This is a genomic window from Halobacillus rhizosphaerae, assembly GCF_046719735.1.
Taxonomy (GTDB): domain Bacteria; phylum Bacillota; class Bacilli; order Bacillales; family Halobacillaceae; genus Halobacillus_B; species Halobacillus_B rhizosphaerae.
Map to the genome: position 1 here is coordinate 70,467 of NZ_JAUTWQ010000003.1, position 17,227 is coordinate 87,693.

Annotated in this window: 48 protein-coding genes; 1 reads left to right on the forward strand and 47 read right to left on the reverse strand. The window is 30.5% G+C overall.

What is annotated here, in order from left to right:
- Positions 1-44: 44 nt before the first annotated feature.
- The 45 genes from Q7A53_RS05195 to Q7A53_RS05415 all read right to left on the reverse strand — a co-directional run bounded on the left by Q7A53_RS05195 (position 45) and on the right by Q7A53_RS05415 (position 15,884).
- Positions 45-542 carry a hypothetical protein gene (locus Q7A53_RS05195; protein ID WP_411788066.1) on the reverse strand — a complete coding sequence of 166 codons (498 nt, stop codon included), beginning with the start codon at positions 540-542 and terminating at the stop codon, positions 45-47.
- 29 nt (positions 543-571) lie between these two features.
- Positions 572-757 carry a hypothetical protein gene (locus tag Q7A53_RS05200; RefSeq protein ID WP_411788067.1) on the reverse strand — a complete coding sequence of 62 codons (186 nt, stop codon included), beginning with the start codon at positions 755-757 and terminating at the stop codon, positions 572-574.
- Between the two features lie 169 nt (positions 758-926).
- Positions 927-1,052, reverse strand: coding sequence for a hypothetical protein (locus Q7A53_RS05205; protein WP_411788068.1), 126 nt, complete (start codon positions 1,050-1,052; stop codon positions 927-929).
- Positions 1,053-1,062: 10 nt separating this feature from the next.
- Positions 1,063-1,308, reverse strand: coding sequence for a hypothetical protein (locus Q7A53_RS05210; protein WP_411788069.1), 246 nt, complete (start codon positions 1,306-1,308; stop codon positions 1,063-1,065).
- Entirely contained in the window at positions 1,298-1,540 is a 243-nt protein-coding gene (locus Q7A53_RS05215; protein ID WP_411788070.1) for a hypothetical protein, read from the reverse strand. The genes Q7A53_RS05210 and Q7A53_RS05215 overlap by 11 nt, the downstream gene beginning before the upstream one ends.
- Before the next feature lie 2 nt (positions 1,541-1,542).
- Positions 1,543-1,875 carry a hypothetical protein gene (locus tag Q7A53_RS05220; RefSeq protein ID WP_411788071.1) on the reverse strand — a complete coding sequence of 111 codons (333 nt, stop codon included), beginning with the start codon at positions 1,873-1,875 and terminating at the stop codon, positions 1,543-1,545.
- 29 nt (positions 1,876-1,904) lie between these two features.
- A complete protein-coding gene (locus tag Q7A53_RS05225) occupies positions 1,905-2,243 on the reverse strand; it encodes a hypothetical protein (protein ID WP_411788072.1) in 339 nt (112 codons plus the stop codon).
- Between the two features lie 50 nt (positions 2,244-2,293).
- Positions 2,294-2,518: a hypothetical protein gene (locus Q7A53_RS05230; protein WP_411788073.1), complete on the reverse strand. Its 225-nt coding sequence runs from the start codon at positions 2,516-2,518 to the stop codon at positions 2,294-2,296.
- Positions 2,519-2,553: 35 nt separating this feature from the next.
- Entirely contained in the window at positions 2,554-2,727 is a 174-nt protein-coding gene (locus Q7A53_RS05235) for a hypothetical protein (protein WP_411788074.1), read from the reverse strand.
- Between the two features lie 14 nt (positions 2,728-2,741).
- Positions 2,742-3,377, reverse strand: a complete 636-nt coding sequence (locus Q7A53_RS05240; protein ID WP_411788075.1) for a hypothetical protein — start codon at positions 3,375-3,377, stop codon at positions 2,742-2,744.
- A gap of 3 nt (positions 3,378-3,380) precedes the next feature.
- Positions 3,381-3,656, reverse strand: a complete 276-nt coding sequence (locus tag Q7A53_RS05245; RefSeq protein WP_411788076.1) for a hypothetical protein — start codon at positions 3,654-3,656, stop codon at positions 3,381-3,383.
- A 322-nt stretch (positions 3,657-3,978) separates the two neighbouring features.
- A complete protein-coding gene (locus Q7A53_RS05250; RefSeq protein ID WP_411788077.1) occupies positions 3,979-4,194 on the reverse strand; it encodes a hypothetical protein in 216 nt (71 codons plus the stop codon).
- Complete coding sequence (locus Q7A53_RS05255; protein WP_411788078.1) at positions 4,195-4,404, reverse strand: hypothetical protein; 210 nt, start codon at positions 4,402-4,404, stop codon at positions 4,195-4,197. It lies immediately after the preceding gene.
- A 27-nt stretch (positions 4,405-4,431) separates the two neighbouring features.
- Entirely contained in the window at positions 4,432-4,590 is a 159-nt protein-coding gene (locus Q7A53_RS05260) for a hypothetical protein (RefSeq protein WP_411788079.1), read from the reverse strand.
- Positions 4,591-4,619: 29 nt separating this feature from the next.
- On the reverse strand, positions 4,620-5,000 hold the full coding sequence (locus Q7A53_RS05265; RefSeq protein ID WP_411788080.1) for a hypothetical protein: 381 nt from the start codon (positions 4,998-5,000) through the stop codon (positions 4,620-4,622).
- Positions 5,001-5,032: 32 nt separating this feature from the next.
- Complete coding sequence (locus Q7A53_RS05270) at positions 5,033-5,170, reverse strand: hypothetical protein (RefSeq protein ID WP_411788081.1); 138 nt, start codon at positions 5,168-5,170, stop codon at positions 5,033-5,035.
- Positions 5,171-5,329: 159 nt separating this feature from the next.
- On the reverse strand, positions 5,330-5,572 hold the full coding sequence (locus Q7A53_RS05275) for a hypothetical protein (RefSeq protein WP_411788082.1): 243 nt from the start codon (positions 5,570-5,572) through the stop codon (positions 5,330-5,332).
- 20 nt (positions 5,573-5,592) lie between these two features.
- Entirely contained in the window at positions 5,593-5,757 is a 165-nt protein-coding gene (locus tag Q7A53_RS05280; RefSeq protein ID WP_411788083.1) for a hypothetical protein, read from the reverse strand.
- Between the two features lie 307 nt (positions 5,758-6,064).
- A complete protein-coding gene (locus Q7A53_RS05285) occupies positions 6,065-6,295 on the reverse strand; it encodes a hypothetical protein (protein WP_411788084.1) in 231 nt (76 codons plus the stop codon).
- Positions 6,296-6,326: 31 nt separating this feature from the next.
- A complete protein-coding gene (locus Q7A53_RS05290) occupies positions 6,327-7,199 on the reverse strand; it encodes a DNA adenine methylase (RefSeq protein ID WP_411788085.1) in 873 nt (290 codons plus the stop codon).
- Positions 7,200-7,249: 50 nt separating this feature from the next.
- Entirely contained in the window at positions 7,250-7,540 is a 291-nt protein-coding gene (locus Q7A53_RS05295) for a hypothetical protein (protein ID WP_411788086.1), read from the reverse strand.
- Between the two features lie 33 nt (positions 7,541-7,573).
- The gene (locus Q7A53_RS05300; RefSeq protein WP_411788087.1) at positions 7,574-7,729 is read right to left on the reverse strand and encodes a hypothetical protein; all 156 of its coding nucleotides are present in this window, start codon (positions 7,727-7,729) and stop codon (positions 7,574-7,576) included.
- On the reverse strand, positions 7,713-7,991 hold the full coding sequence (locus Q7A53_RS05305; protein ID WP_411788088.1) for a hypothetical protein: 279 nt from the start codon (positions 7,989-7,991) through the stop codon (positions 7,713-7,715). Before Q7A53_RS05305 ends, Q7A53_RS05300 begins: the two co-directional genes overlap by 17 nt.
- Positions 7,992-8,063: 72 nt before the next feature.
- The gene (locus tag Q7A53_RS05310) at positions 8,064-8,285 is read right to left on the reverse strand and encodes a hypothetical protein (RefSeq protein WP_411788089.1); all 222 of its coding nucleotides are present in this window, start codon (positions 8,283-8,285) and stop codon (positions 8,064-8,066) included.
- A gap of 30 nt (positions 8,286-8,315) precedes the next feature.
- Positions 8,316-8,537, reverse strand: coding sequence for a hypothetical protein (locus tag Q7A53_RS05315; protein WP_411788090.1), 222 nt, complete (start codon positions 8,535-8,537; stop codon positions 8,316-8,318).
- 35 nt (positions 8,538-8,572) lie between these two features.
- Complete coding sequence (locus Q7A53_RS05320) at positions 8,573-9,016, reverse strand: hypothetical protein (RefSeq protein ID WP_411788091.1); 444 nt, start codon at positions 9,014-9,016, stop codon at positions 8,573-8,575.
- 13 nt (positions 9,017-9,029) lie between these two features.
- Positions 9,030-9,242 (reverse strand): hypothetical protein, encoded by a 213-nt coding sequence (locus Q7A53_RS05325; RefSeq protein ID WP_411788092.1) that lies wholly within the window; start codon positions 9,240-9,242, stop codon positions 9,030-9,032.
- Positions 9,226-9,486 (reverse strand): hypothetical protein, encoded by a 261-nt coding sequence (locus Q7A53_RS05330; protein ID WP_411788093.1) that lies wholly within the window; start codon positions 9,484-9,486, stop codon positions 9,226-9,228. The genes Q7A53_RS05325 and Q7A53_RS05330 overlap by 17 nt, the downstream gene beginning before the upstream one ends.
- 1 nt (position 9,487) lies before the next feature.
- Positions 9,488-9,829, reverse strand: coding sequence for a hypothetical protein (locus Q7A53_RS05335; protein ID WP_411788094.1), 342 nt, complete (start codon positions 9,827-9,829; stop codon positions 9,488-9,490).
- Positions 9,830-9,831: 2 nt separating this feature from the next.
- A complete protein-coding gene (locus Q7A53_RS05340) occupies positions 9,832-10,245 on the reverse strand; it encodes a hypothetical protein (RefSeq protein ID WP_411788095.1) in 414 nt (137 codons plus the stop codon).
- Positions 10,238-11,287, reverse strand: coding sequence for a hypothetical protein (locus tag Q7A53_RS05345; RefSeq protein WP_411788096.1), 1,050 nt, complete (start codon positions 11,285-11,287; stop codon positions 10,238-10,240). Before Q7A53_RS05345 ends, Q7A53_RS05340 begins: the two co-directional genes overlap by 8 nt.
- A complete protein-coding gene (locus tag Q7A53_RS05350; RefSeq protein ID WP_411788097.1) occupies positions 11,277-11,633 on the reverse strand; it encodes a hypothetical protein in 357 nt (118 codons plus the stop codon). Before Q7A53_RS05350 ends, Q7A53_RS05345 begins: the two co-directional genes overlap by 11 nt.
- A 4-nt stretch (positions 11,634-11,637) precedes the next feature.
- The gene (locus Q7A53_RS05355; protein WP_411788098.1) at positions 11,638-11,868 is read right to left on the reverse strand and encodes a hypothetical protein; all 231 of its coding nucleotides are present in this window, start codon (positions 11,866-11,868) and stop codon (positions 11,638-11,640) included.
- A gap of 14 nt (positions 11,869-11,882) precedes the next feature.
- The gene (locus Q7A53_RS05360) at positions 11,883-12,410 is read right to left on the reverse strand and encodes a hypothetical protein (protein ID WP_411788099.1); all 528 of its coding nucleotides are present in this window, start codon (positions 12,408-12,410) and stop codon (positions 11,883-11,885) included.
- Positions 12,411-12,439: 29 nt separating this feature from the next.
- Positions 12,440-12,874, reverse strand: a complete 435-nt coding sequence (locus Q7A53_RS05365) for a hypothetical protein (RefSeq protein WP_411788100.1) — start codon at positions 12,872-12,874, stop codon at positions 12,440-12,442.
- The gene (locus Q7A53_RS05370; protein WP_411788101.1) at positions 12,849-13,019 is read right to left on the reverse strand and encodes a hypothetical protein; all 171 of its coding nucleotides are present in this window, start codon (positions 13,017-13,019) and stop codon (positions 12,849-12,851) included. Before Q7A53_RS05370 ends, Q7A53_RS05365 begins: the two co-directional genes overlap by 26 nt.
- Before the next feature lie 41 nt (positions 13,020-13,060).
- Positions 13,061-13,270: a hypothetical protein gene (locus Q7A53_RS05375; RefSeq protein ID WP_411788102.1), complete on the reverse strand. Its 210-nt coding sequence runs from the start codon at positions 13,268-13,270 to the stop codon at positions 13,061-13,063.
- 32 nt (positions 13,271-13,302) lie between these two features.
- Positions 13,303-13,542: a hypothetical protein gene (locus tag Q7A53_RS05380; protein ID WP_411788103.1), complete on the reverse strand. Its 240-nt coding sequence runs from the start codon at positions 13,540-13,542 to the stop codon at positions 13,303-13,305.
- A 21-nt stretch (positions 13,543-13,563) separates the two neighbouring features.
- Complete coding sequence (locus Q7A53_RS05385) at positions 13,564-13,773, reverse strand: hypothetical protein (RefSeq protein ID WP_411788104.1); 210 nt, start codon at positions 13,771-13,773, stop codon at positions 13,564-13,566.
- Positions 13,774-13,786: 13 nt separating this feature from the next.
- Positions 13,787-13,990, reverse strand: a complete 204-nt coding sequence (locus tag Q7A53_RS05390; RefSeq protein WP_411788105.1) for a hypothetical protein — start codon at positions 13,988-13,990, stop codon at positions 13,787-13,789.
- Between the two features lie 3 nt (positions 13,991-13,993).
- Positions 13,994-14,644 (reverse strand): HNH endonuclease, encoded by a 651-nt coding sequence (locus Q7A53_RS05395; protein WP_411788106.1) that lies wholly within the window; start codon positions 14,642-14,644, stop codon positions 13,994-13,996.
- Positions 14,641-14,850 (reverse strand): DUF1653 domain-containing protein, encoded by a 210-nt coding sequence (locus Q7A53_RS05400; protein ID WP_411788107.1) that lies wholly within the window; start codon positions 14,848-14,850, stop codon positions 14,641-14,643. The genes Q7A53_RS05395 and Q7A53_RS05400 overlap by 4 nt, the downstream gene beginning before the upstream one ends.
- Entirely contained in the window at positions 14,850-15,158 is a 309-nt protein-coding gene (locus Q7A53_RS05405; protein ID WP_411788108.1) for a hypothetical protein, read from the reverse strand. The genes Q7A53_RS05400 and Q7A53_RS05405 overlap by 1 nt, the downstream gene beginning before the upstream one ends.
- A 9-nt stretch (positions 15,159-15,167) precedes the next feature.
- Complete coding sequence (locus Q7A53_RS05410; RefSeq protein WP_411788109.1) at positions 15,168-15,584, reverse strand: hypothetical protein; 417 nt, start codon at positions 15,582-15,584, stop codon at positions 15,168-15,170.
- Positions 15,585-15,620: 36 nt separating this feature from the next.
- Positions 15,621-15,884, reverse strand: a complete 264-nt coding sequence (locus tag Q7A53_RS05415) for a hypothetical protein (protein WP_411788110.1) — start codon at positions 15,882-15,884, stop codon at positions 15,621-15,623.
- Between the two features lie 131 nt (positions 15,885-16,015).
- Between Q7A53_RS05415 and Q7A53_RS05420 the strand changes: the two genes are divergently transcribed.
- The gene (locus Q7A53_RS05420) at positions 16,016-16,474 is read left to right on the forward strand and encodes a Rok-like winged helix domain-containing protein (RefSeq protein ID WP_411788111.1); all 459 of its coding nucleotides are present in this window, start codon (positions 16,016-16,018) and stop codon (positions 16,472-16,474) included.
- A 12-nt stretch (positions 16,475-16,486) separates the two neighbouring features.
- On the opposite strand, the gene Q7A53_RS05425 is transcribed toward Q7A53_RS05420, so the two are convergent.
- Both Q7A53_RS05425 and Q7A53_RS05430 read right to left on the reverse strand, forming a co-directional pair.
- Positions 16,487-16,960: a macro domain-containing protein gene (locus tag Q7A53_RS05425; RefSeq protein ID WP_411788112.1), complete on the reverse strand. Its 474-nt coding sequence runs from the start codon at positions 16,958-16,960 to the stop codon at positions 16,487-16,489.
- Positions 16,960-17,226, reverse strand: a complete 267-nt coding sequence (locus tag Q7A53_RS05430; RefSeq protein ID WP_411788113.1) for a hypothetical protein — start codon at positions 17,224-17,226, stop codon at positions 16,960-16,962. The genes Q7A53_RS05425 and Q7A53_RS05430 overlap by 1 nt, the downstream gene beginning before the upstream one ends.
- Position 17,227: the final 1 nt, after the last annotated feature.

Genomic DNA, 17,227 nt, shown 5'->3' on the forward strand with positions numbered 1-17,227 from the left:
TGGATTAATTACAGTATATGATTATTTGTTGTATTTGTCAATGCTTATTTTTCCCCTTCTGAAAATTTGGGCAACCAATGTGGTAATCCATCCTCATCCCATATTGCAGTCCAAGTTCTACGCTCATCGTCTTCTGGTGGTACAAGAATTTTCTTACCTTCGATTACTTCACGTAGTTCCCAACCATGATCTCGAATGGCAAGAAATGCATCTGCAAGTTTACTATTTATAGAAGGTTTACTTTCTGGTACTTTTATAAATGATCCACAATCAAGGCATTTTCGTTTTGGTGGGCTTGATAAATATAATTCATCAGATAGTCTAGAGTGTTTACATTCTTTTGAAATTTCTTCTTTGACGAATATAAACTCCTTTTCATTAAGTACAGAGTGCAACTTCCAACCTCTTTCTTCTAAATTATTAAACATAGAAGTAAGTGTATGGTTGTAACTAAAGTTTAATGGCACAGACGTTTCGCATATAAATTTCCAATCAATATCGACTTTTCTTAATTTCTCTCCTTTTAATAAACCATATTCCAAAGTATTCACTCCTTTATAAAATGAAAGTTTTATACATTGTAAAGATTGATACCCAATTCAAAACTTTCTTCTGCAAATTCACCTTTATTGTAAATCCCTATGTATGTTCCATCTGTGAAAAAAATAAGAATGCATCCATTTTCCTTTTCGGTCACTTTTTTAATAGTCTTTCCAATTAATTCTTTAAAATTATCAATATCCGACTTAGTTTTCATGTTTGTCAACCCATCCCTTCAAAAAATCCTGCAATTAAAAGAATAATAAGTATAGGCAACCAAAACACTGACGTTATAATCCGATCTGACAGTGGTACGTCATGATGATATGGGACAGTGAAATAAACAATTACACCTATAAATATATAGATAGCAATTATTAAACCAATCATGGTCTAATTCCTTCTGCTAAATACATGAGTGTAATACCAATTCCTTCTAAACGAATTTTCATAAATCCAAGTGCTATCCAAACAATTGTTTGTGCAATTCCATTCATTATGTATTTCTTCATATTAATCTCCCTAAGTATGTTTAATTTTAGTTAATTCAATTTCAACCTTGTCAATTCCAACATAAACACCCTTTATAGGTTCACCATAGCCATTCAAAAATTCTGGTGCATTTCTCTCATCATTGTATATGGTAGAAATTTTATAACTTAGAGTATCCTCGCTAATAATTGTTTTTTTAAGTTCTTCTAGGAATGGTGTAATATATTCGATTCTTTCCTCTTCTGTCATTTCATCCCATTGGTTTCTATATGCCATCTTCACATTCATCCTTTTTAAAATATTCTTCGTAGTCTGAAATAGTAGCATTGTTTTGATTGATTTTTAATTCATCATCCCACTCAAATTCTTTTGATTCTTTTAAAGTAGCAATTTCAAACCCAACCCATAATTCATAACCCAAATTTTCCAAAGCATGTTTTATATTTTCAATATCAAGATCATCATTGGCATCTATCAAATAAATTCCTGCTTTATAAACTTTTGCCATTCTCAATCCTCCACTTCTATTCCCCAGAATCCAAAACCATGAGGATCACTTGCATCATATTGGTATTCTGTTGGAATTAGATTTTTGGTAATGCACATGCAGTGTCTACAAGCTTTACCTTCCCAATCAAAACCACTACCATAGTCAGAGTAGATCACCACATCTTCGTCTTTTTCACAGGTGCATTCTCTCCATTCATGGTTTCTCCAATTTTCAGACATTTCCTTATTTGTCTTGTAAAGGGCAGGAATACACACATCAGAAGTTCCATCATACTCATAGTGCATTACAAGATTATCTTTTTTAAATGTTACTGTTCCACTAGCATGACTCATTTAAATACCTCCTGCATAAAAGGATAATTTTATTCATAAAAATTACGATCTATATATCCATAACCAATAAATGTACGTTTGAAGTTATCACCATTTAAGTATTCATCTGCATTACTAAATTCATATAGCCTTTGTCTATTTTTCATGTAGATTGTTTTCTCTATAGAGAAGCCATATGATTGCATGAGTTTGTAGCCAGAATATATTTTATAGGAGTCAATTGGAATCCAGTAACCTTCTTCACTTCTGACTACAATTTTAATACCCTTCTTAGATACTCTTGAGAAATAAAACTCTCCTTCTAAGAAAGTAGCATTTTTATTTAGTACAATATTTTTCTTGGCTTTTAAGATTCTGACTTCGATCATCTATTTCACCCCTTTAGATTCCTCTGTTGACCTTTCATTTCTCTACCACTTTAAAGTAATTGATTTTCGTTTGACTGCCAAACACTAATATGAAAACCATCAACCATATTAAGTTTTTTAGTTCTAATTGTGCCATTTTCAAAATATGAGAAGTCATTCATTTCCTTTACTTTATTAATTGCTTCCTGTCTCGTTTCAGCTACAACTAATTCAGTTTTCGCATTATAATCTCCATATTCTGCACCATTATCTAAGTCTATTCTAAATAGAAACACTAACAAATTCCTCCTTGGTTAAAATAAGAGTTTTATCAATCTTCTTTTAGATTTTCAACAGCTTGATTAATGATTTTATGTATTTCCACAAACTTATCTCTATCTGTTCTACTGTCATCTTTTACCACATGCTTAATGTAAACCATTGCATGTGCATGTACTGTATCAATCTTGGCATTTCTGAAAACTTTATTATAGTTGTTTTCCATTTTGATATCTCCTTTTATTCATCATCTTTACTAGCAATGGCATCCTCAATACAAACCATTAGAATTGCATCATATAAAGGAATGTTACTTGTATCTTTCACTTCCAAATCATAAGAATTTGTTAGTGCAAAATTCTTGCTAACCTTGTAATCAACATTTCCCTTATTGTCCATGAAATTATTTTTCTTCATTACAGAGAAATTAATTTGGTCACTTACTCCGATCTGTTTCTGATTCTTGTCAAAGAAATGAAAGTAGTAACCGATTGAAGTAAATTTAGTGGCAGTCTTTTCACCTATGAATCCTAATGTCTTACCTTTTTTATCTTGAATAACTGCTGACCTGCTCAATCTACCAAATCTTTTGATCTCTTGCTCTTGAATGATTATGTTGCCATCAGTATCTTTCATGGTAAATTTATCACCAAACATTTTAATTAGCTCACCTTCGACTGTGGCAACTTTTTTACCATCCACTTCAATAACATATTCTTTAGATAGAGAAAATGGTTGTTCATTTACAGTGATTGTCTTGGCATTGTTTAAAGTTTCTAGAGACTCTTCTACACTAGGTTTATCCTGTGGTGTTGGAGTAGTGCAACCTGCAAGCAGAAGGACAGACATTAACAATAAAGTAATTATTTGTTTCACTTGTTATACATCTTCCTTTCTTCTTAATTCATGAAACCGTTTTAAGATGAATTGTGGATATTGTGATTCGTCAACAGATTTTTCAAGCAAATCAAACATTTTTCTTTCGTGTTCTAGATGTAGTTCAAGCATTTTGCTTTCACCTTGAAGTCTAATTATTTCCGTTCTCATTTGTCCAAATATACTACCAAGTTCTAACATTGAATCATATTCTAAATTTAATACTTCACCAACATGTGATACTTGTTTCCAGAGTTTATCAAGTTCTTCTTTATTCATTATTCATCATGCCCTTCAACCATATATTCACCACATCTACGGCACTTAGGTACATAAGTCAAAGGCTGTGTGATTAATGGTATATATTTTTTATTACACTCTTCGCAAACATAAGTTTTTGCAATTAGAAAACCACTTCCAAACCACATTTATGTTTCACCTCCATCAGTCAAAATAATCTCTCATAATCCAACCAAGATATGTGTAATAACCAATGAAACCCAAACTACTTGCACCGATAATTCCTCCGACAGTCCAAATTAACCACATAGGAATGAAAATTGTCATTTAATCACCTCACATGTATAAAAGAGAAGTTTTATCAATTCATGTCTTCATTGCAAATCTCACATACACAATAAGAATCCCATTGAGTACCTTCACTTTTTCTTGCAGAAGTACCATCATCAAAAGTGTGAGTGCATTTTTCCAATAACTCATTTAGTTCCATATTTTGCTTCATTTCAAGTAGCTGTGCTTCATGTTTATGATTTAGTTTCATGATCTCAATATCATGTGCTAGTTTACTGTATTTCATTTATTTCACCTCTTCTAAAGGGTACATTGCCATAATTTCACGATAGCCCACTAGTAACATTTGTTCACTTTCTTCATTCCAAAAGGCACTCAAACCACTTGGGTTAAAGTTTTCACATTTACCTACAAACTGACGATTTTTTCCACCGACATACTCTTCATAGAATACCAAGTAATTACCATTGCCAATATAATTAAGATTTTCTCTCATAGTGTTCACCTCAATGTATAAAAAGTTTTATTCATTATTACATCTTTTCTCAATTTCCTCATACTGAATACTTTTAACTAATTCAACAATCATACTAACTATATCTTTTTGTACAGGTGTTTTAGGTAGAATTGTTTCTGCTAATTTTTTAATATTTCGAAGGTCTTCTAATTGTTTTTCGTTCATGTCATCACCTCACATGTATAAAAAAAGTTTTATTCATAATCTCTAAGAAAATCATTCAACCTTGTTTTATATGTATTACTTTCTGAAATAAATTCTGCTAAAATCATATAGGCTTCTTTTTCCTTTTCTTCTTCCCAATCATCAGAATGTACAACTGCAAAACCATTGTCATTATCATAATGATTATATACAACCGACATTGCACTATCTGATTCAAAGTTTCCAAGAGATTTTTGTTTCTCCCATTCATTAAATCTTTCTTTTGATAGATAGCCTTTCCCTAGACACCAAAACATGTAACTAGGAATAGTTAAATTGCTTTCAAAATAATCAAGGAAATCTTCTCCCATTTCCATTTGCCAATTTATTATAACTTTATAGATGTCATCTTTATTCAATTGGTTAAACATCTTTTCACCTCACTATGTATAAAAGGAAAGTTTTATCCGTTGTTGATTTCTTTAATTACTTCTAATGCTTTTTCTGTAATATCAACTTTAATCACAGTACCTTCATCTTCAACTTCAAGAATAACTGCATCCATCTCTGTATAAATTTTAACTTTAGGATTTACTAACATCATTTTACCTCCTTTGTAAAAAGTCGCATTTTAATTTATCTGTTCAATATATCTTCTATTTCCTTCTTAATTTTCAATCTTCTCAATAGGTCATCTGTTTCTTTTTTAAAAGGGTGAGTTATATTTGTAGCCACACATGGTCGTTTGTTAGGGTTCTTTTTAATACGTGCCATTTACTTTTCCAACTTCTTCAATTATTTCATTAACTGTCAAATGGAAAGGCTCTTTCATATTTTTACCTAGAAACATATGATGCCAAGCATCATTAATGTCATTTACTTGCTTTGAGGTTAATTCAGACTTGATTTCTTTCCATAATGTATGTGCTTTTTGTTGAGTATATATGCAACAAGCCTTGCTTCTAAACTGTATTAATTTCTTAATCAGATGCTCTTTCTCCACTTGTTTCACCTCATAAAATATCAATCGCTAGTAATTGTAAAACTGTTATCATCTTCATCAATAGTTATAACGATCTCTCTCACTGGTGCATTTTCACAATCGCTAAACTCTTGCATATCAGTTGCCAGTTCCTTAATTACTTTCATTAACTCATTAACTGTTTTTGCTCCCTGTTGCATACTCATATTTTCCACCTCTAAATTTATTTAGTCCTTGATACATTCACAATTTCCTAGAGAGTACATCATTTTTTTATGGTTATTTGAAAATTTACCATGTGTCCATGAAACTTCATGTTTGCCACAATCTTCGCAATAGGAAATTTTAACTGAACAATTTTCATGGATTTCTTTTGTTTTATATGTGCAACCAGAGACTACATTATTACAATCACCAGTTTTTATCCAACGTAAAAGTGTTCTCTTCAAGCCAATTAAATGACAGGGAATCATAATTTCATCCTCTCTATATTGGTTAAAAGTCGCATTTTATTCATTTAACCATTTCATTTAGTTGCTCTGGTGTAAATTTTCTTCCTGTTCGCTTATAGATTGAAAGACTTCCAAACTTATCAAAACATGCCTGTTCTTCTATCACCTCATAGAAAATATTATTTTCAAATTCCAGTAATAAATTGAAAACTTGTATAACATCATTGTTTAAAAGTCTATATGCTCTTACATGTCCTTTTGGTGGCTCTGAGTTTTCTATCCGTTTTATCATTCTATCGCCTCTTTATAAAATAGAAGTTTTATCAATCAAATACATTTAACCATTCTTGATTTATTTTGTTATTATTTCTATCTCCACTAATGCCACCTTTTTTTCTACCTTCTGAAATTAAGTGTGAATTTTCAGACAGTTTTCTACCTTCTGAAACATAAACTTTTATTTTCATTTTATTTATTTTTGCTGATTGTTGTAACTTATGTACATAGTCTATAATATTGAAATCGTAACCATAACCAGATGTATTTTGATATGGTGGGTCAATATATATGATACTGTTGTTCTCTGGTATTGATAAATCATTAATATCTGTACAAACAGCTTTAATATTGTCCATTTTATCTAAAATCATCTTAACTCTTTCAAGTAAAGTGTTTGGCATAGGCATCATGGGATTTACTGGACTTTTACGGTTACTTGTTTTTGTTGGAGTCCAATAACTCCTAAAGCTTGAAGTACACCACTCGTTCTTATTCTTCAACCAGATGGCTTTTGAACCAAAAGAAGAAGCTTGAAGAATAAGGAATTTATAAACTGTATCAATGTTAGCAGGTTGACTGTAAATATATTTAACGTGTTTTTGAATCTCAGATACATTTTTTGGAATTTCATTTATGTATGTGTTAAAAATATTAATGTCAAAACTTCCATCTGATATACTTTGCCAAAAACTACCCCAAACACTCTTGTCTAGCATTTTAATGTTTTCTGCTTTTATACCTCTATTAATTAATTCAATAGAGACAGACCCACTCCCACAGCATAAATCATAGAATTTAGTATCTTCGTTAATTTCATTTTCTTTATAAAAAATATCAACAATATCTTTTGCTATACGACTTTTTCCACCTTGATACGCACAAGGAATGGTTAATTTATCCTTTTTCGTTTTTGACATTTAATCACCTTTATATAATTATTTATTGCATTTATAAAACTCGCATTTTATTAATCTAATTCTGTTATTCCTTGTTGAATTGATAATCTTAAACTTGCAATATGCTCTAATCTAGTATTGTCGAATTTATCTCTAGAATTTTGAATGTCCGTTTCCATCGACTCTAAGCACTCTAATATATCAATTAAAATTTCTCTGGTTGTCAATTTCTTATTTAAGTTTTTTTGCAATTGTGCTTCTGTAAAGAATCCTCCACAATCTAAGCATTTTCTTTTAGGTGGTTCTGATAGGTATATACAATCTTGAAGATTGGTATGCTTGCATGAATTTTTTTCATTCATATTTTTCACCTCTGTATAAAATGGAAATTTTCTTCAAAGTAATTTTACTAATTTTTGTAGGTCATCTTTGGCTATTCTTACATAATTATGATTAATAGTTATGTAAACATGATTTTCTCCAATATCGAACTCTATACCTTCTACAGCTTCTTCTTGACTGCTTACTTCTTTATCAATTACAACTTTCATTTAATTCGATCTCCTTCACAATGTCTTCAAGCTCTTCTTCACCATGAATATCTCTTACCATTTCCAAATAATGAGACATAGGGTATTCATCTTCTAAATCCTGAAATCTATATTCGAAATCTCTGGTTGCTTCTTTTATTGCTTCGGCAATAAAAAATTTCCTCAATTTTCTCTTAGACATATTTACCAAAATGAAATTATCTACAATAGTAGACCAAACTGAATATTTGCCATTTGTTTGTTTAACAATTCTTCTACCCATGCCTAAACCTCCTGTATGTATCGTAATTTTATTATATAATAATTTGTTGCATTTGTAAAGTGCAACAATAATTTATTCTTTATTATTTTCTTTCTTGGATTTCTCATATAATTCTTCAATCATTTGATCAAACATTTCTTCTGCAAACTTGCCACCCTGCATACCTGTTCCTTCGCAATCTGGGCAAGGATATCCAGTATCATTAATATGCGCTCTTTCTGTTCCACTGCCGTTACACCATTTACAATTAGCAAATAATTTCTCTTGCTCTGCTGTTAATTTCATTTTTGACATTTTAAATCCTCCTTGTGTAAAAGAAACATTTTATTCATTAATCTTAATTCCCAATACCTTGCTTATCTGAATAAACATTGCATGTAATTCATTTGTATTAAGACTATTAGTTGCACAAACACCTTGTCTTTTCTTGAAATCTTCTATAACTGTCAAATGAAAGTCAACTCCATTATCAGTTGCTAATTCCATTTTTTGATGAGATTCTTCTGTTTCTTTCATTAAAGAGAAGATAGTTTTTAATTCATTCATTTTCTAACCTCCTAAATATGTATAAAACAAAGATTTTATTTATTTCTAATTAGTTTTTCATACTCATAGTATTCATAAATTTTTCCACTGTAGGTACTTATGAGTTTTTCATAATCTTCCTTTAGTGCTGTAAATCCATTGTAAACATAGCATCTCTTCAAATCTTCCATGTCATTTGCTGTAGCAGGTATCAGATTTTGATGACCAATAATTTTTCTAGCGTTCTCATTTAAACCAGACCACCATTGACCATTACATTTAACGACTTCTCCGTTTTCTAGAGGGATTTCAAATTCTCTTCCTGCAAATGCTTTCCATTTACCAATCGGTTTTTCATAATATAAACAATCAAAGAATACACCTGTTTGATCTTTCCCTATAATCACATCATCAAATTTGCTGTATGTAAGTTTAATCTTATCTTTCATAACTAAAGCAACTCGACCATTGAATTTTACTAAAGCTAAAAGCTCCTGCATTTTAGAATCATCCTCACTCATATTCTTCTGGGTTTTCATAATAATCATCGACTGAATTTTTAAATCCGTTCATTACATCTTCTTCTGTATCTTCACTATCATAGTGACCAGAAAGCATTTCCCAATCAGTTTCGATCTCTGTGACAGTATAAAAAATCATATCCCATCCACCCAAACACTCTTCACGCTTTACTTCAATTTCAAAACCTCTATAGATTGTTTTCATAATAAAAAACCCTACCTAATGATTCTAGATAATCTTCAAATTCACAAACATACATTGTTTTACATTCGTAATCTTCAATTTCACAAAAGTAAGCATAATCACCTTCAATTTCACAAAAGTAAGCATAATCACCTTTATAGTCCATATCTGGTGATACTCCGATAATTTTCAGAGTATCACCATTAGAATAATCATGAAACTTATCACCGATCTTGAATTTTGGCTCAACAGTATATTTTGACATTCTATTCACCTTCGATCTTTGTAGTAAATGTGATTTTCTTATGTTCTTTTATGAGTTTTTCATACTCACTTTCTTGATAATTTTCTTTCTTTGATATTTTTAGAAATTCCTTAACTCTCTCGATAATCAATTTCTCAACCTCTTTGCTATCCAATTTCTTGAGTACATCTACACATCTCTTTTGAAATACACTATTGGAATAACATTCACCAAAAGTATTTACCAAATCTAAAGACCAACAGGTTTTGTAAAATAAAGATTTCTCAGTTTTAAATTTAATATCATAATACAGAAGGTCATACCAATCTGAATGTTTTAGAGTTGCTTTGATCTTAATTTCCATCATTATTCACCTTTTAACAGTGATTCAATTTCGTCAATTTCAAGCTCAACCTTTTTGCCATCAGATAATAATTCAGAAAGTTTTGTTTCCATTGCTTTCATTTTTTTAATTTCATCTTTCTTATAAAGAATGTCTAATTTTGAAGTGATATCAGTGATCCATTCATCAAGTTTGTAGCCACTGTATTCAACTTCATTTTCCATTTTTAAGAATTTTGAAGATAGAAAATATGTATGTAGTTTAATAAGTAAATGTTGTAGTTTTTCTTTATCTAAAGCATTTAAATTGAATCTTACTCCATCTAGTTCTAAGCTACAGTTTGTCACTGGTGAAAATCGTGTTAGTATACCAATATTCTTTTTCTTTTCTGCAATTTGCTTCTTTAATAATAAAATTCTTTCATCATTATTAGCCATTATTTTTACCATCCTTATATAATTTTCCATTTTCTAAATAAACATTTTTATACGTTGGTTTATAAGCATTGAACAAATCTTCTAGAGTTCCTTGATAAGTTTCATCTCTGCTACCCCAACGGCTATTGTCTTTAATTCTTTTGGTGACAGTATACAGACCATCATTATTTCTACTTTCCCTAAAGTCAATGGAATCTTTTTGTTGATCATAACAGCAAATCCGCCAATTGTTCTCAAGACCTGCTCTAATCTCTTCTAATGTATAAGGAAGGTATTTATCTTTACTATGGTCAATTGGGGAATAGCTTGAGTTACATTCCATTTTATCGAAGAGTTCTGCATAATTTTCTACACATTCCTCTGAAACAACAGAGATTAGTTTTCTTGTAACTGCTTTCATGATTCTGAATCCGCTATAACAATTGTCAGTGTAGAAGTAGAATGATTTACCTTTTTTCTTTTCTGCTTTCTCATGTCTCCAACTATAATTATATTCATCAAACTTACCCATGAATATTAATTCTTCATTATCTTTAGTTAAATATGTAGCACCTATTTTTAAATCTTTAGCTTTGATAAACTCATTGGCATGAACAATAGCATTATATTCAGTCATAGCTTTATAGTCTGGTGAATCAACTGGCACTAAAACTAAATCTGTACCATCCCAAGCATAGACAAAATCACCTTCAAGACCTTTACCTTTAATTGAGTTAGTATTTTCTAGTATGTATAAGAGATTTGGTACACTAATTTCAAACTCGAATCCTCTTGGATCATAGACACGTACATAAGTTTGTCGGTGATTCCAACCAGTATCATACCCACCTGCTTTTTTATTTAAGACAAATCCAGAAGTAGGTTCATTGTCAAAGATTTCATTATCAATTTTGCTATCTCTCCAACCATTCCAAGAAGCTTCTTTGCGTAATTTTCCTTTTTCATCGAAATAAATTATATAAGCAAGCTTTCCAGTGTATGTATCATTGCGATTAACAAATCCAACATTAATCTGTTTGGGCATAAAAATATTAGTTTTCATAATCAAACTCCTTAAAATCAAAGTGAGTTTCTTCTAATTTAAATATTTTACCTTTATATTCAAGTACAGTAGCTACAAAAACATCAACAAATTCTACAACTTTATATCCATCTTCAAAACTAATATTAAATTGATTCTCAACACCATATGGATAGATTGATGAATGTAAGCCTTCAAATTCAAATGGGCATCTAGCTTCCACTTTTAGCATAAACTCTGCTTCACTGTATTTATTTCTATCATCTTCACTATCATGTAAATATTCACACAAAACATTCATTTTCTTATATGTTCCATCTTTTACATGTCGGTAAGTAAGCAATGTTTTTACTGTTGGAATAACCATGATTTCATTCACCTCTCATGACAATTTTGAACTTTTCTTTTAGTGTTAATGAATCATCAATTAAATATGGAATTGGTTGAATCATTGTCTTGGCATATTCTGAATCCTTTTCATCTTCAAGTAATTGATTGAAAAACTCTGTAGTCATCTTAACTACTTTTACACGTTTCCCCTGCTTTGCTTCTGCCGTCAAAATTAAAGAGTATAAACTGTCTAATTGATTAAATTTTTCCATTGTTAATCTCTCCTTTATTTTAAATCAATATTGTATCCTTCTTTTACAGTTCCTTGAGGAACATAGATATATTTCTTAGTACCAGTAAAAAACATAAATTTAAGAAAATTATTTTCAAATCCCTCTTCAATCTCTTCAATTCTAGGTTTTGAATTATCATCTATGTATCTAACCACATAGCTACTTGCATTAATTGAATCAATTTTATAACCACCATCTTTTTTAATCGCATAGTTATATTGAAGTTCTCCATCTATATAACCACTACCTAAGAAGAACTCACCATGAACCCCTTGACCATCTTGTAATGCCACTATATTAATAGTTGATGAAACTTTGTGATAACGTTCTCCATTTTCAAAAATATGATTGAGGAATATCATTGCAGGAAAGAGTACAAGCAAAAATCCTAGAATGCAACCTGCAAACATTCCTACTCCTATAAACTTTTCGCCAAGACTATGTTCTGTTATTAAAGAGACTATAAATACTACAGTCAACGTTAATACCAGTGCAATGAAAACATAAATAATCGAACCCATTTTAATCTCCTTTTTATAAAAGTGTAATTTTATTCGCTATCATTAAGAATTATTTCTCCATCTTCTCCGATAAATGCTCTACCATAATCCCAAGACAGCAACTTTGCATTACCATGACCGCCTCTAACAGTCACAATTTCTCTACCTTCATATGTAGCATAATGATCTTTTTTTAAACAAATTCTTGCAGGTTCTTTTGCTTCAAATTTTTCAAATTCTTTATCTAAGTCAGTGACTTTTCCATCTATTTCATCTTGAGTGACCACAATTTTATGACCATCTATATCAAATATGTATCTGTCATTAATTTTAATGTAATCTTTTTCTTTTGATTGTTTTGAGATTATTTTATTATTTAAATACTTACAAATTAAAAGAAACATTGCCCAACTTACAACAATACCAAACATAAGTATAAGTAAAGCCATAGATATCATATCACTCTTTATCATTTGATTCACCATTTTCATTACCACTAATTTCAAATGATAATGTTGCAGGAAAAATCAAACAAAGCAATGGAAATAGACTTCCTGTTGTGATTATTGCGACACTAATAGCTATAGAAGTAGCTATCCAAGTAATTGCATAAGCAGTTGTAGCTTTCATAAATAGTTCATCCTTTCATAAAACATTGCTTTTATCCAAAATTATTTCAGCACTTCAAGCATATATGCTACGAATTTTATAATTAAATGAATTACAAAACACACTAATACGACAACAAATATGCATCCTAAAACAGAAAACAATAAAGCAAACCCGAATGCAACCCCTTCCATTAGAGAAAATACTAAAAACAAAGCTAAAGAGAAGAATACTATCAAGAATAACCATTGTTTCCAATTTAAATCTTCCATGTTAATCACCTCTGTATAAAATATATTTTTTATCAATCTTCTTTTATAACTTCAATCTCATATCCCTTAATAGATACTTCCTCTATCTCCACACATCTATCTGGTATATTAAATCCACCATTTCCAATTTGATTTAATGCATCTCCAAATAACTCTGTGGCTTCTTCTTTACTTGAAGCAGGGATAAATTGAGTAAAAGTTGATGGCTCTAATCTATTTTCCGTTGGGTGAGTTATATTCCATACATGACAGATGAATAATTTTAATTTCATGTCATTACCTCCAATGGTTTATCAATCTTCTCCGAAACTACGAGTTTTATATGTTACTTTAAAACTCTCTATTTTAGAAGTTGCAACATATAATCCTGCAATTCCGAAAAAATTATTCTTCTTCATGGTTTCGCAAAGAAAATCTTCAAATTCTTTTTTATTCAAATCACTTTTGTATTCATCTTTGTAAGTATTATCACTTGTAGCTATTTGTAGTTTATATGTTTTCATGTTATCGCTCCTTTCAATCTTGGAAATATCGCCTTACATCTTCTTTTAGTGAATATAGCCTTGCGATCTTGCTATCCACCAAGTCATTCCATTCTTGAAATTCTCTTTGACACACTTCACCTTCATTTTGTACGATACCTCTTAGATGTTGAATATCTGTTCCAAGCTGTACAATTTCATCAAACAATTCTCTTCTGCTTTTATGCTGTCTAGGCATTTGTTAATCCTCCTTTCTAATTGGATTAATAATAAATTCTAAGTAATCAATATTGATCCATGTTAATATTTTTTCATATCTCTCCAAAGAGAAATTGAGGTTATCACTAGCATACCAATCATCAAGTTCATGTTTCCATTTACTGCTATTACAAGATTTACATGCAGGAACATTGTTAGATAGATCATTTTCTCCATCATGAATTACATGCTCCTTGTGTAGAGATTGATTGTAAATCTTGACTGAATCATTTTGAGAAATTCCACAATAAGCACATTTGTACTTAAAATATTTTAAACAATTCTCCCATTCAACATCTGTAATCTCATGTTTTTTGTTCTCAGTGCGTTTTTTTCGATATTCTTTAATTTTGTCTTTATTCTTCATCTGCCACGCTTTGTATTGCCCATTTTTTCTGTATTCTTTTCCATATGTATAAAAATGTTGTCTTCCCTTTTCAGACACATTATACTTATGAAGTGATTCTTTTCTCTTGTTGGGATTATCTTTTTGCCATTTAGCACTCTTATATTTTGTACAATTCTTACAGTAAGGAAAGTAATAAATATATTCACCTTTTTTAACGGACTTGGCTTTCTTTTTATAAAATTCACTATAGCTTTTAACTTTATTGCATATATTACATTTTTTCATTGCCTCAATCTTTCATCTACTTCTCTAAATCTAGGAATTTCTTCATCGTTTTCCACTCTAACTAATTCATGAAATACCTCTGTTGGTCTAACCCAAACCATTCCATTTTCAACACTCATATAGATTGTCACTTCTTCTAAAGATGGTTCATACCAACCTTCGAATAAAACACGATACAATCCACCTTTATAATGTTTGTAAAGCATTAGTTACTATCTCCCTTTTTCTTCGCAATTGACAAATTTAAGTCCTTTACAAAATAATTACCATCATAAGAAACATTTACTATATTTTCCTTTTTTACTGCACGATATGTCTGACTTGCAACTTCCAGTTCAATACGCTGATTATCCTTTTCTACAATTATGTAATAATCAAAATCGTCATAACATCTAATACAGTCAATCTTTTTCTTGATTTTATCTTTAATTACAGCATTTTCGATTGTGCTAGTTGATTCACAGCCAGTAAAAAATAATATGGATGAGAGACAAATCAATAGTAGTAGTCTCATTTTAACCTCCTAAACAGCATAATTAATTTTTGCTTTTGGCAATTTTAAAGCCCATCTATATAGTTTAAGATTAATCTGTACCAGTTCTTCAAATCCTTCTATGCCAGTTAAATTTCTATTAAAATTATCTATATAAAATGTAGTTTCAGATCGAAAGTGAAATCCTTCTGGGCAGGACTTAGGTGGAACTTCAAAGTATAGATATGTACCAATCATTCCTTGGTTTAAGTGACCACTGCAACAATATTTAGTCGTATATCCTTTCTTATTCAATTCAATAATTGTTGGAAGGATTAATTCGTCAACTTCAACTACACTTCCATTACATTTAGGAGAAGGACAATAAGATACTACATAACCTTGGTTTATAACTTGTAGCTGATATTCTTCAAATTCTCCATAACATTTAGTACACATGTGATGCATTGGCATTCATCCTTTATATGTGATTATTTATTGCACTTATAGTTCCCGGCTAAATTCATCCTGCAAAAGACTACTAAGATCAAAGTTTGATACCAGATTACCTTCAATAGTCTCAATTACAACATTCTCTGAATCATTCAACATGTGTGTCACGAAGTTAGCACTAATAAAATCTCCAAATGTTAGTTCATGACGGTCTTTCTTTTTGTAATAAATTCCACCAGATACCTCTTTAAAATAAGCATTTGACATTGCTAATACCTTTAAATTCATTGTGTGAGTTTCGTATGTATATAACATTTTATTTCTCCTTTTGGGTTTACCCCGGTTATTAATTTTATATTATCATTATTTGTTGTATCTGTCAATAAGACTTTTTTGTAGGATTATGTTAAAATTATAATTATTATTTTGTATTAGGAGTGATCATATTGTCGTTTAATGAGAGAGAAGCCCTACAAACAATGTTATCGTTTGCCAATGACCAGATGAAAGAAGCTAAAGAAATGTATTTTGAAGTGCTTACTAAAATTAGAGAAGTAGATGAGCGTGATTTATATAATGAAGATGACAATTCCAGTAATGAAGATTTAAAAGAACTGAAAGATGAAAATAAGAAGTTAAGGCAAGAAATTGAAAAGTTAAAGAAGGATAAACCAAAGAATAAGGTTCAATATGATATGAATGAAGTAGCTGATCATGTGCGAACCTTCATTGAAACACATGATGAAGATGATGTATCCTCTAAAGAAATTAGAGATTATTTAGCAGAACTTGATTTTACTTGGGCTAATTTTAGCATTGCAATGGGACAAATTATGAATCATGATAAAGGAATTGTAAAAGCAGGAAGAGGACTTTATGCTGTCAAAGGTGAATCAGAAGGGTAATAATACCCTTCTCTAACCTTTATGGAATTTGTACAATGTAAGTTCACTTTCTTCAAAGGCTATTAAGAGTAGTTCTTCGACTATTTTCCAATCAGCCCCACCCCTGTAACATCCCACCATATAAGGCATAGCAACTGTTAGTTCATGTTTTCTAGCCATTTGACTAACGGTTTTAAAACATTTGAAAAGACTTTCAGTGCAAGTGTAGATTCCACCATCATAACCATAGTTGTTTTGTCCAAACATATTAGCAACCCACTTTTTGTGACCAACATTTACACCTAGAACTCTTCCCAATAGATTTTTTGTATCACCATTATTCAAAGTGACTTCTTCAACCGCATCTCTATATGATGTATAGGCATCTGGGTAATTATTTTTGATTTGCAAAGCTACTCCACTACCCATTTTACCTTGACAATTGACTTGATGGGCAATAATATTTTCTTTTGCTTTTAAAAGATCACCATAGACAATTTTTATCATTAGTGAAGTAATCCATCGTTTTCAATATCATGGAGAAGTTCATTTAAAATTGACTTAAGAAGAATATCAATATCTTCAAATGTAGGGTCGTGTCCATTTAGTAAATCGCTCTGATACTCATTCATAACATTTATAGTTAATACAGTAGAAAGTTTGTTCAATTCTTCTGGTGTTAGACTTGATGTTGTACCACCTGCTTTTAATGTTTCTGCAATACCTGCCACTGCATACAATTTCATTAATAAATCTTTTCTTTTTTTATCCATT

What these genes read in the sequence shown, in the direction of transcription:
- Q7A53_RS05355 (WP_411788098.1), bottom strand. Translation starts at nt 11,868, where the DNA reads ATGGAAAAATTTAATCAATTAGACAGTTTATACTCTTTAATTTTGACG.
- Q7A53_RS05225 (WP_411788072.1), bottom strand. Translation starts at nt 2,243, where the DNA reads ATGATCGAAGTCAGAATCTTAAAAGCCAAGAAAAATATTGTACTAAAT.
- Q7A53_RS05390 (WP_411788105.1), bottom strand. Translation starts at nt 13,990, where the DNA reads ATGCCTAGACAGCATAAAAGCAGAAGAGAATTGTTTGATGAAATTGTA.
- Q7A53_RS05415 (WP_411788110.1), bottom strand. Translation starts at nt 15,884, where the DNA reads ATGTTATATACATACGAAACTCACACAATGAATTTAAAGGTATTAGCA.
- Q7A53_RS05285 (WP_411788084.1), bottom strand. Translation starts at nt 6,295, where the DNA reads ATGATAAAACGGATAGAAAACTCAGAGCCACCAAAAGGACATGTAAGA.
- Q7A53_RS05330 (WP_411788093.1), bottom strand. Translation starts at nt 9,486, where the DNA reads ATGTCAAAATATACTGTTGAGCCAAAATTCAAGATCGGTGATAAGTTT.
- Q7A53_RS05365 (WP_411788100.1), bottom strand. Translation starts at nt 12,874, where the DNA reads ATGGTGAATCAAATGATAAAGAGTGATATGATATCTATGGCTTTACTT.
- Q7A53_RS05335 (WP_411788094.1), bottom strand. Translation starts at nt 9,829, where the DNA reads ATGGAAATTAAGATCAAAGCAACTCTAAAACATTCAGATTGGTATGAC.
- Q7A53_RS05245 (WP_411788076.1), bottom strand. Translation starts at nt 3,656, where the DNA reads ATGAATAAAGAAGAACTTGATAAACTCTGGAAACAAGTATCACATGTT.
- Q7A53_RS05205 (WP_411788068.1), bottom strand. Translation starts at nt 1,052, where the DNA reads ATGAAGAAATACATAATGAATGGAATTGCACAAACAATTGTTTGGATA.
- Q7A53_RS05295 (WP_411788086.1), bottom strand. Translation starts at nt 7,540, where the DNA reads ATGAATGAAAAAAATTCATGCAAGCATACCAATCTTCAAGATTGTATA.
- Q7A53_RS05405 (WP_411788108.1), bottom strand. Translation starts at nt 15,158, where the DNA reads ATGAGACTACTACTATTGATTTGTCTCTCATCCATATTATTTTTTACT.
- Q7A53_RS05345 (WP_411788096.1), bottom strand. Translation starts at nt 11,287, where the DNA reads ATGAAAACTAATATTTTTATGCCCAAACAGATTAATGTTGGATTTGTT.
- Q7A53_RS05360 (WP_411788099.1), bottom strand. Translation starts at nt 12,410, where the DNA reads ATGGGTTCGATTATTTATGTTTTCATTGCACTGGTATTAACGTTGACT.
- Q7A53_RS05410 (WP_411788109.1), bottom strand. Translation starts at nt 15,584, where the DNA reads ATGCATCACATGTGTACTAAATGTTATGGAGAATTTGAAGAATATCAG.
- Q7A53_RS05200 (WP_411788067.1), bottom strand. Translation starts at nt 757, where the DNA reads ATGAAAACTAAGTCGGATATTGATAATTTTAAAGAATTAATTGGAAAG.
- Q7A53_RS05315 (WP_411788090.1), bottom strand. Translation starts at nt 8,537, where the DNA reads ATGAATGAATTAAAAACTATCTTCTCTTTAATGAAAGAAACAGAAGAA.
- Q7A53_RS05385 (WP_411788104.1), bottom strand. Translation starts at nt 13,773, where the DNA reads ATGAAAACATATAAACTACAAATAGCTACAAGTGATAATACTTACAAA.
- Q7A53_RS05400 (WP_411788107.1), bottom strand. Translation starts at nt 14,850, where the DNA reads ATGCTTTACAAACATTATAAAGGTGGATTGTATCGTGTTTTATTCGAA.
- Q7A53_RS05395 (WP_411788106.1), bottom strand. Translation starts at nt 14,644, where the DNA reads ATGAAAAAATGTAATATATGCAATAAAGTTAAAAGCTATAGTGAATTT.
- Q7A53_RS05430 (WP_411788113.1), bottom strand. Translation starts at nt 17,226, where the DNA reads ATGGATAAAAAAAGAAAAGATTTATTAATGAAATTGTATGCAGTGGCA.
- Q7A53_RS05340 (WP_411788095.1), bottom strand. Translation starts at nt 10,245, where the DNA reads ATGGCTAATAATGATGAAAGAATTTTATTATTAAAGAAGCAAATTGCA.
- Q7A53_RS05320 (WP_411788091.1), bottom strand. Translation starts at nt 9,016, where the DNA reads ATGCAGGAGCTTTTAGCTTTAGTAAAATTCAATGGTCGAGTTGCTTTA.
- Q7A53_RS05260 (WP_411788079.1), bottom strand. Translation starts at nt 4,590, where the DNA reads ATGAACGAAAAACAATTAGAAGACCTTCGAAATATTAAAAAATTAGCA.
- Q7A53_RS05310 (WP_411788089.1), bottom strand. Translation starts at nt 8,285, where the DNA reads ATGTCAAAAATGAAATTAACAGCAGAGCAAGAGAAATTATTTGCTAAT.
- Q7A53_RS05255 (WP_411788078.1), bottom strand. Translation starts at nt 4,404, where the DNA reads ATGAGAGAAAATCTTAATTATATTGGCAATGGTAATTACTTGGTATTC.
- Q7A53_RS05265 (WP_411788080.1), bottom strand. Translation starts at nt 5,000, where the DNA reads ATGTTTAACCAATTGAATAAAGATGACATCTATAAAGTTATAATAAAT.
- Q7A53_RS05325 (WP_411788092.1), bottom strand. Translation starts at nt 9,242, where the DNA reads ATGAAAACAATCTATAGAGGTTTTGAAATTGAAGTAAAGCGTGAAGAG.
- Q7A53_RS05210 (WP_411788069.1), bottom strand. Translation starts at nt 1,308, where the DNA reads ATGGCATATAGAAACCAATGGGATGAAATGACAGAAGAGGAAAGAATC.
- Q7A53_RS05250 (WP_411788077.1), bottom strand. Translation starts at nt 4,194, where the DNA reads ATGAAATACAGTAAACTAGCACATGATATTGAGATCATGAAACTAAAT.
- Q7A53_RS05370 (WP_411788101.1), bottom strand. Translation starts at nt 13,019, where the DNA reads ATGAAAGCTACAACTGCTTATGCAATTACTTGGATAGCTACTTCTATA.
- Q7A53_RS05215 (WP_411788070.1), bottom strand. Translation starts at nt 1,540, where the DNA reads ATGGCAAAAGTTTATAAAGCAGGAATTTATTTGATAGATGCCAATGAT.
- Q7A53_RS05270 (WP_411788081.1), bottom strand. Translation starts at nt 5,170, where the DNA reads ATGTTAGTAAATCCTAAAGTTAAAATTTATACAGAGATGGATGCAGTT.
- Q7A53_RS05290 (WP_411788085.1), bottom strand. Translation starts at nt 7,199, where the DNA reads ATGTCAAAAACGAAAAAGGATAAATTAACCATTCCTTGTGCGTATCAA.
- Q7A53_RS05300 (WP_411788087.1), bottom strand. Translation starts at nt 7,729, where the DNA reads ATGAAAGTTGTAATTGATAAAGAAGTAAGCAGTCAAGAAGAAGCTGTA.
- Q7A53_RS05235 (WP_411788074.1), bottom strand. Translation starts at nt 2,727, where the DNA reads ATGGAAAACAACTATAATAAAGTTTTCAGAAATGCCAAGATTGATACA.
- Q7A53_RS05220 (WP_411788071.1), bottom strand. Translation starts at nt 1,875, where the DNA reads ATGAGTCATGCTAGTGGAACAGTAACATTTAAAAAAGATAATCTTGTA.
- Q7A53_RS05350 (WP_411788097.1), bottom strand. Translation starts at nt 11,633, where the DNA reads ATGGTTATTCCAACAGTAAAAACATTGCTTACTTACCGACATGTAAAA.
- Q7A53_RS05375 (WP_411788102.1), bottom strand. Translation starts at nt 13,270, where the DNA reads ATGGAAGATTTAAATTGGAAACAATGGTTATTCTTGATAGTATTCTTC.
- Q7A53_RS05280 (WP_411788083.1), bottom strand. Translation starts at nt 5,757, where the DNA reads ATGAGTATGCAACAGGGAGCAAAAACAGTTAATGAGTTAATGAAAGTA.
- Q7A53_RS05425 (WP_411788112.1), bottom strand. Translation starts at nt 16,960, where the DNA reads ATGATAAAAATTGTCTATGGTGATCTTTTAAAAGCAAAAGAAAATATT.
- Q7A53_RS05380 (WP_411788103.1), bottom strand. Translation starts at nt 13,542, where the DNA reads ATGAAATTAAAATTATTCATCTGTCATGTATGGAATATAACTCACCCA.
- Q7A53_RS05305 (WP_411788088.1), bottom strand. Translation starts at nt 7,991, where the DNA reads ATGGGTAGAAGAATTGTTAAACAAACAAATGGCAAATATTCAGTTTGG.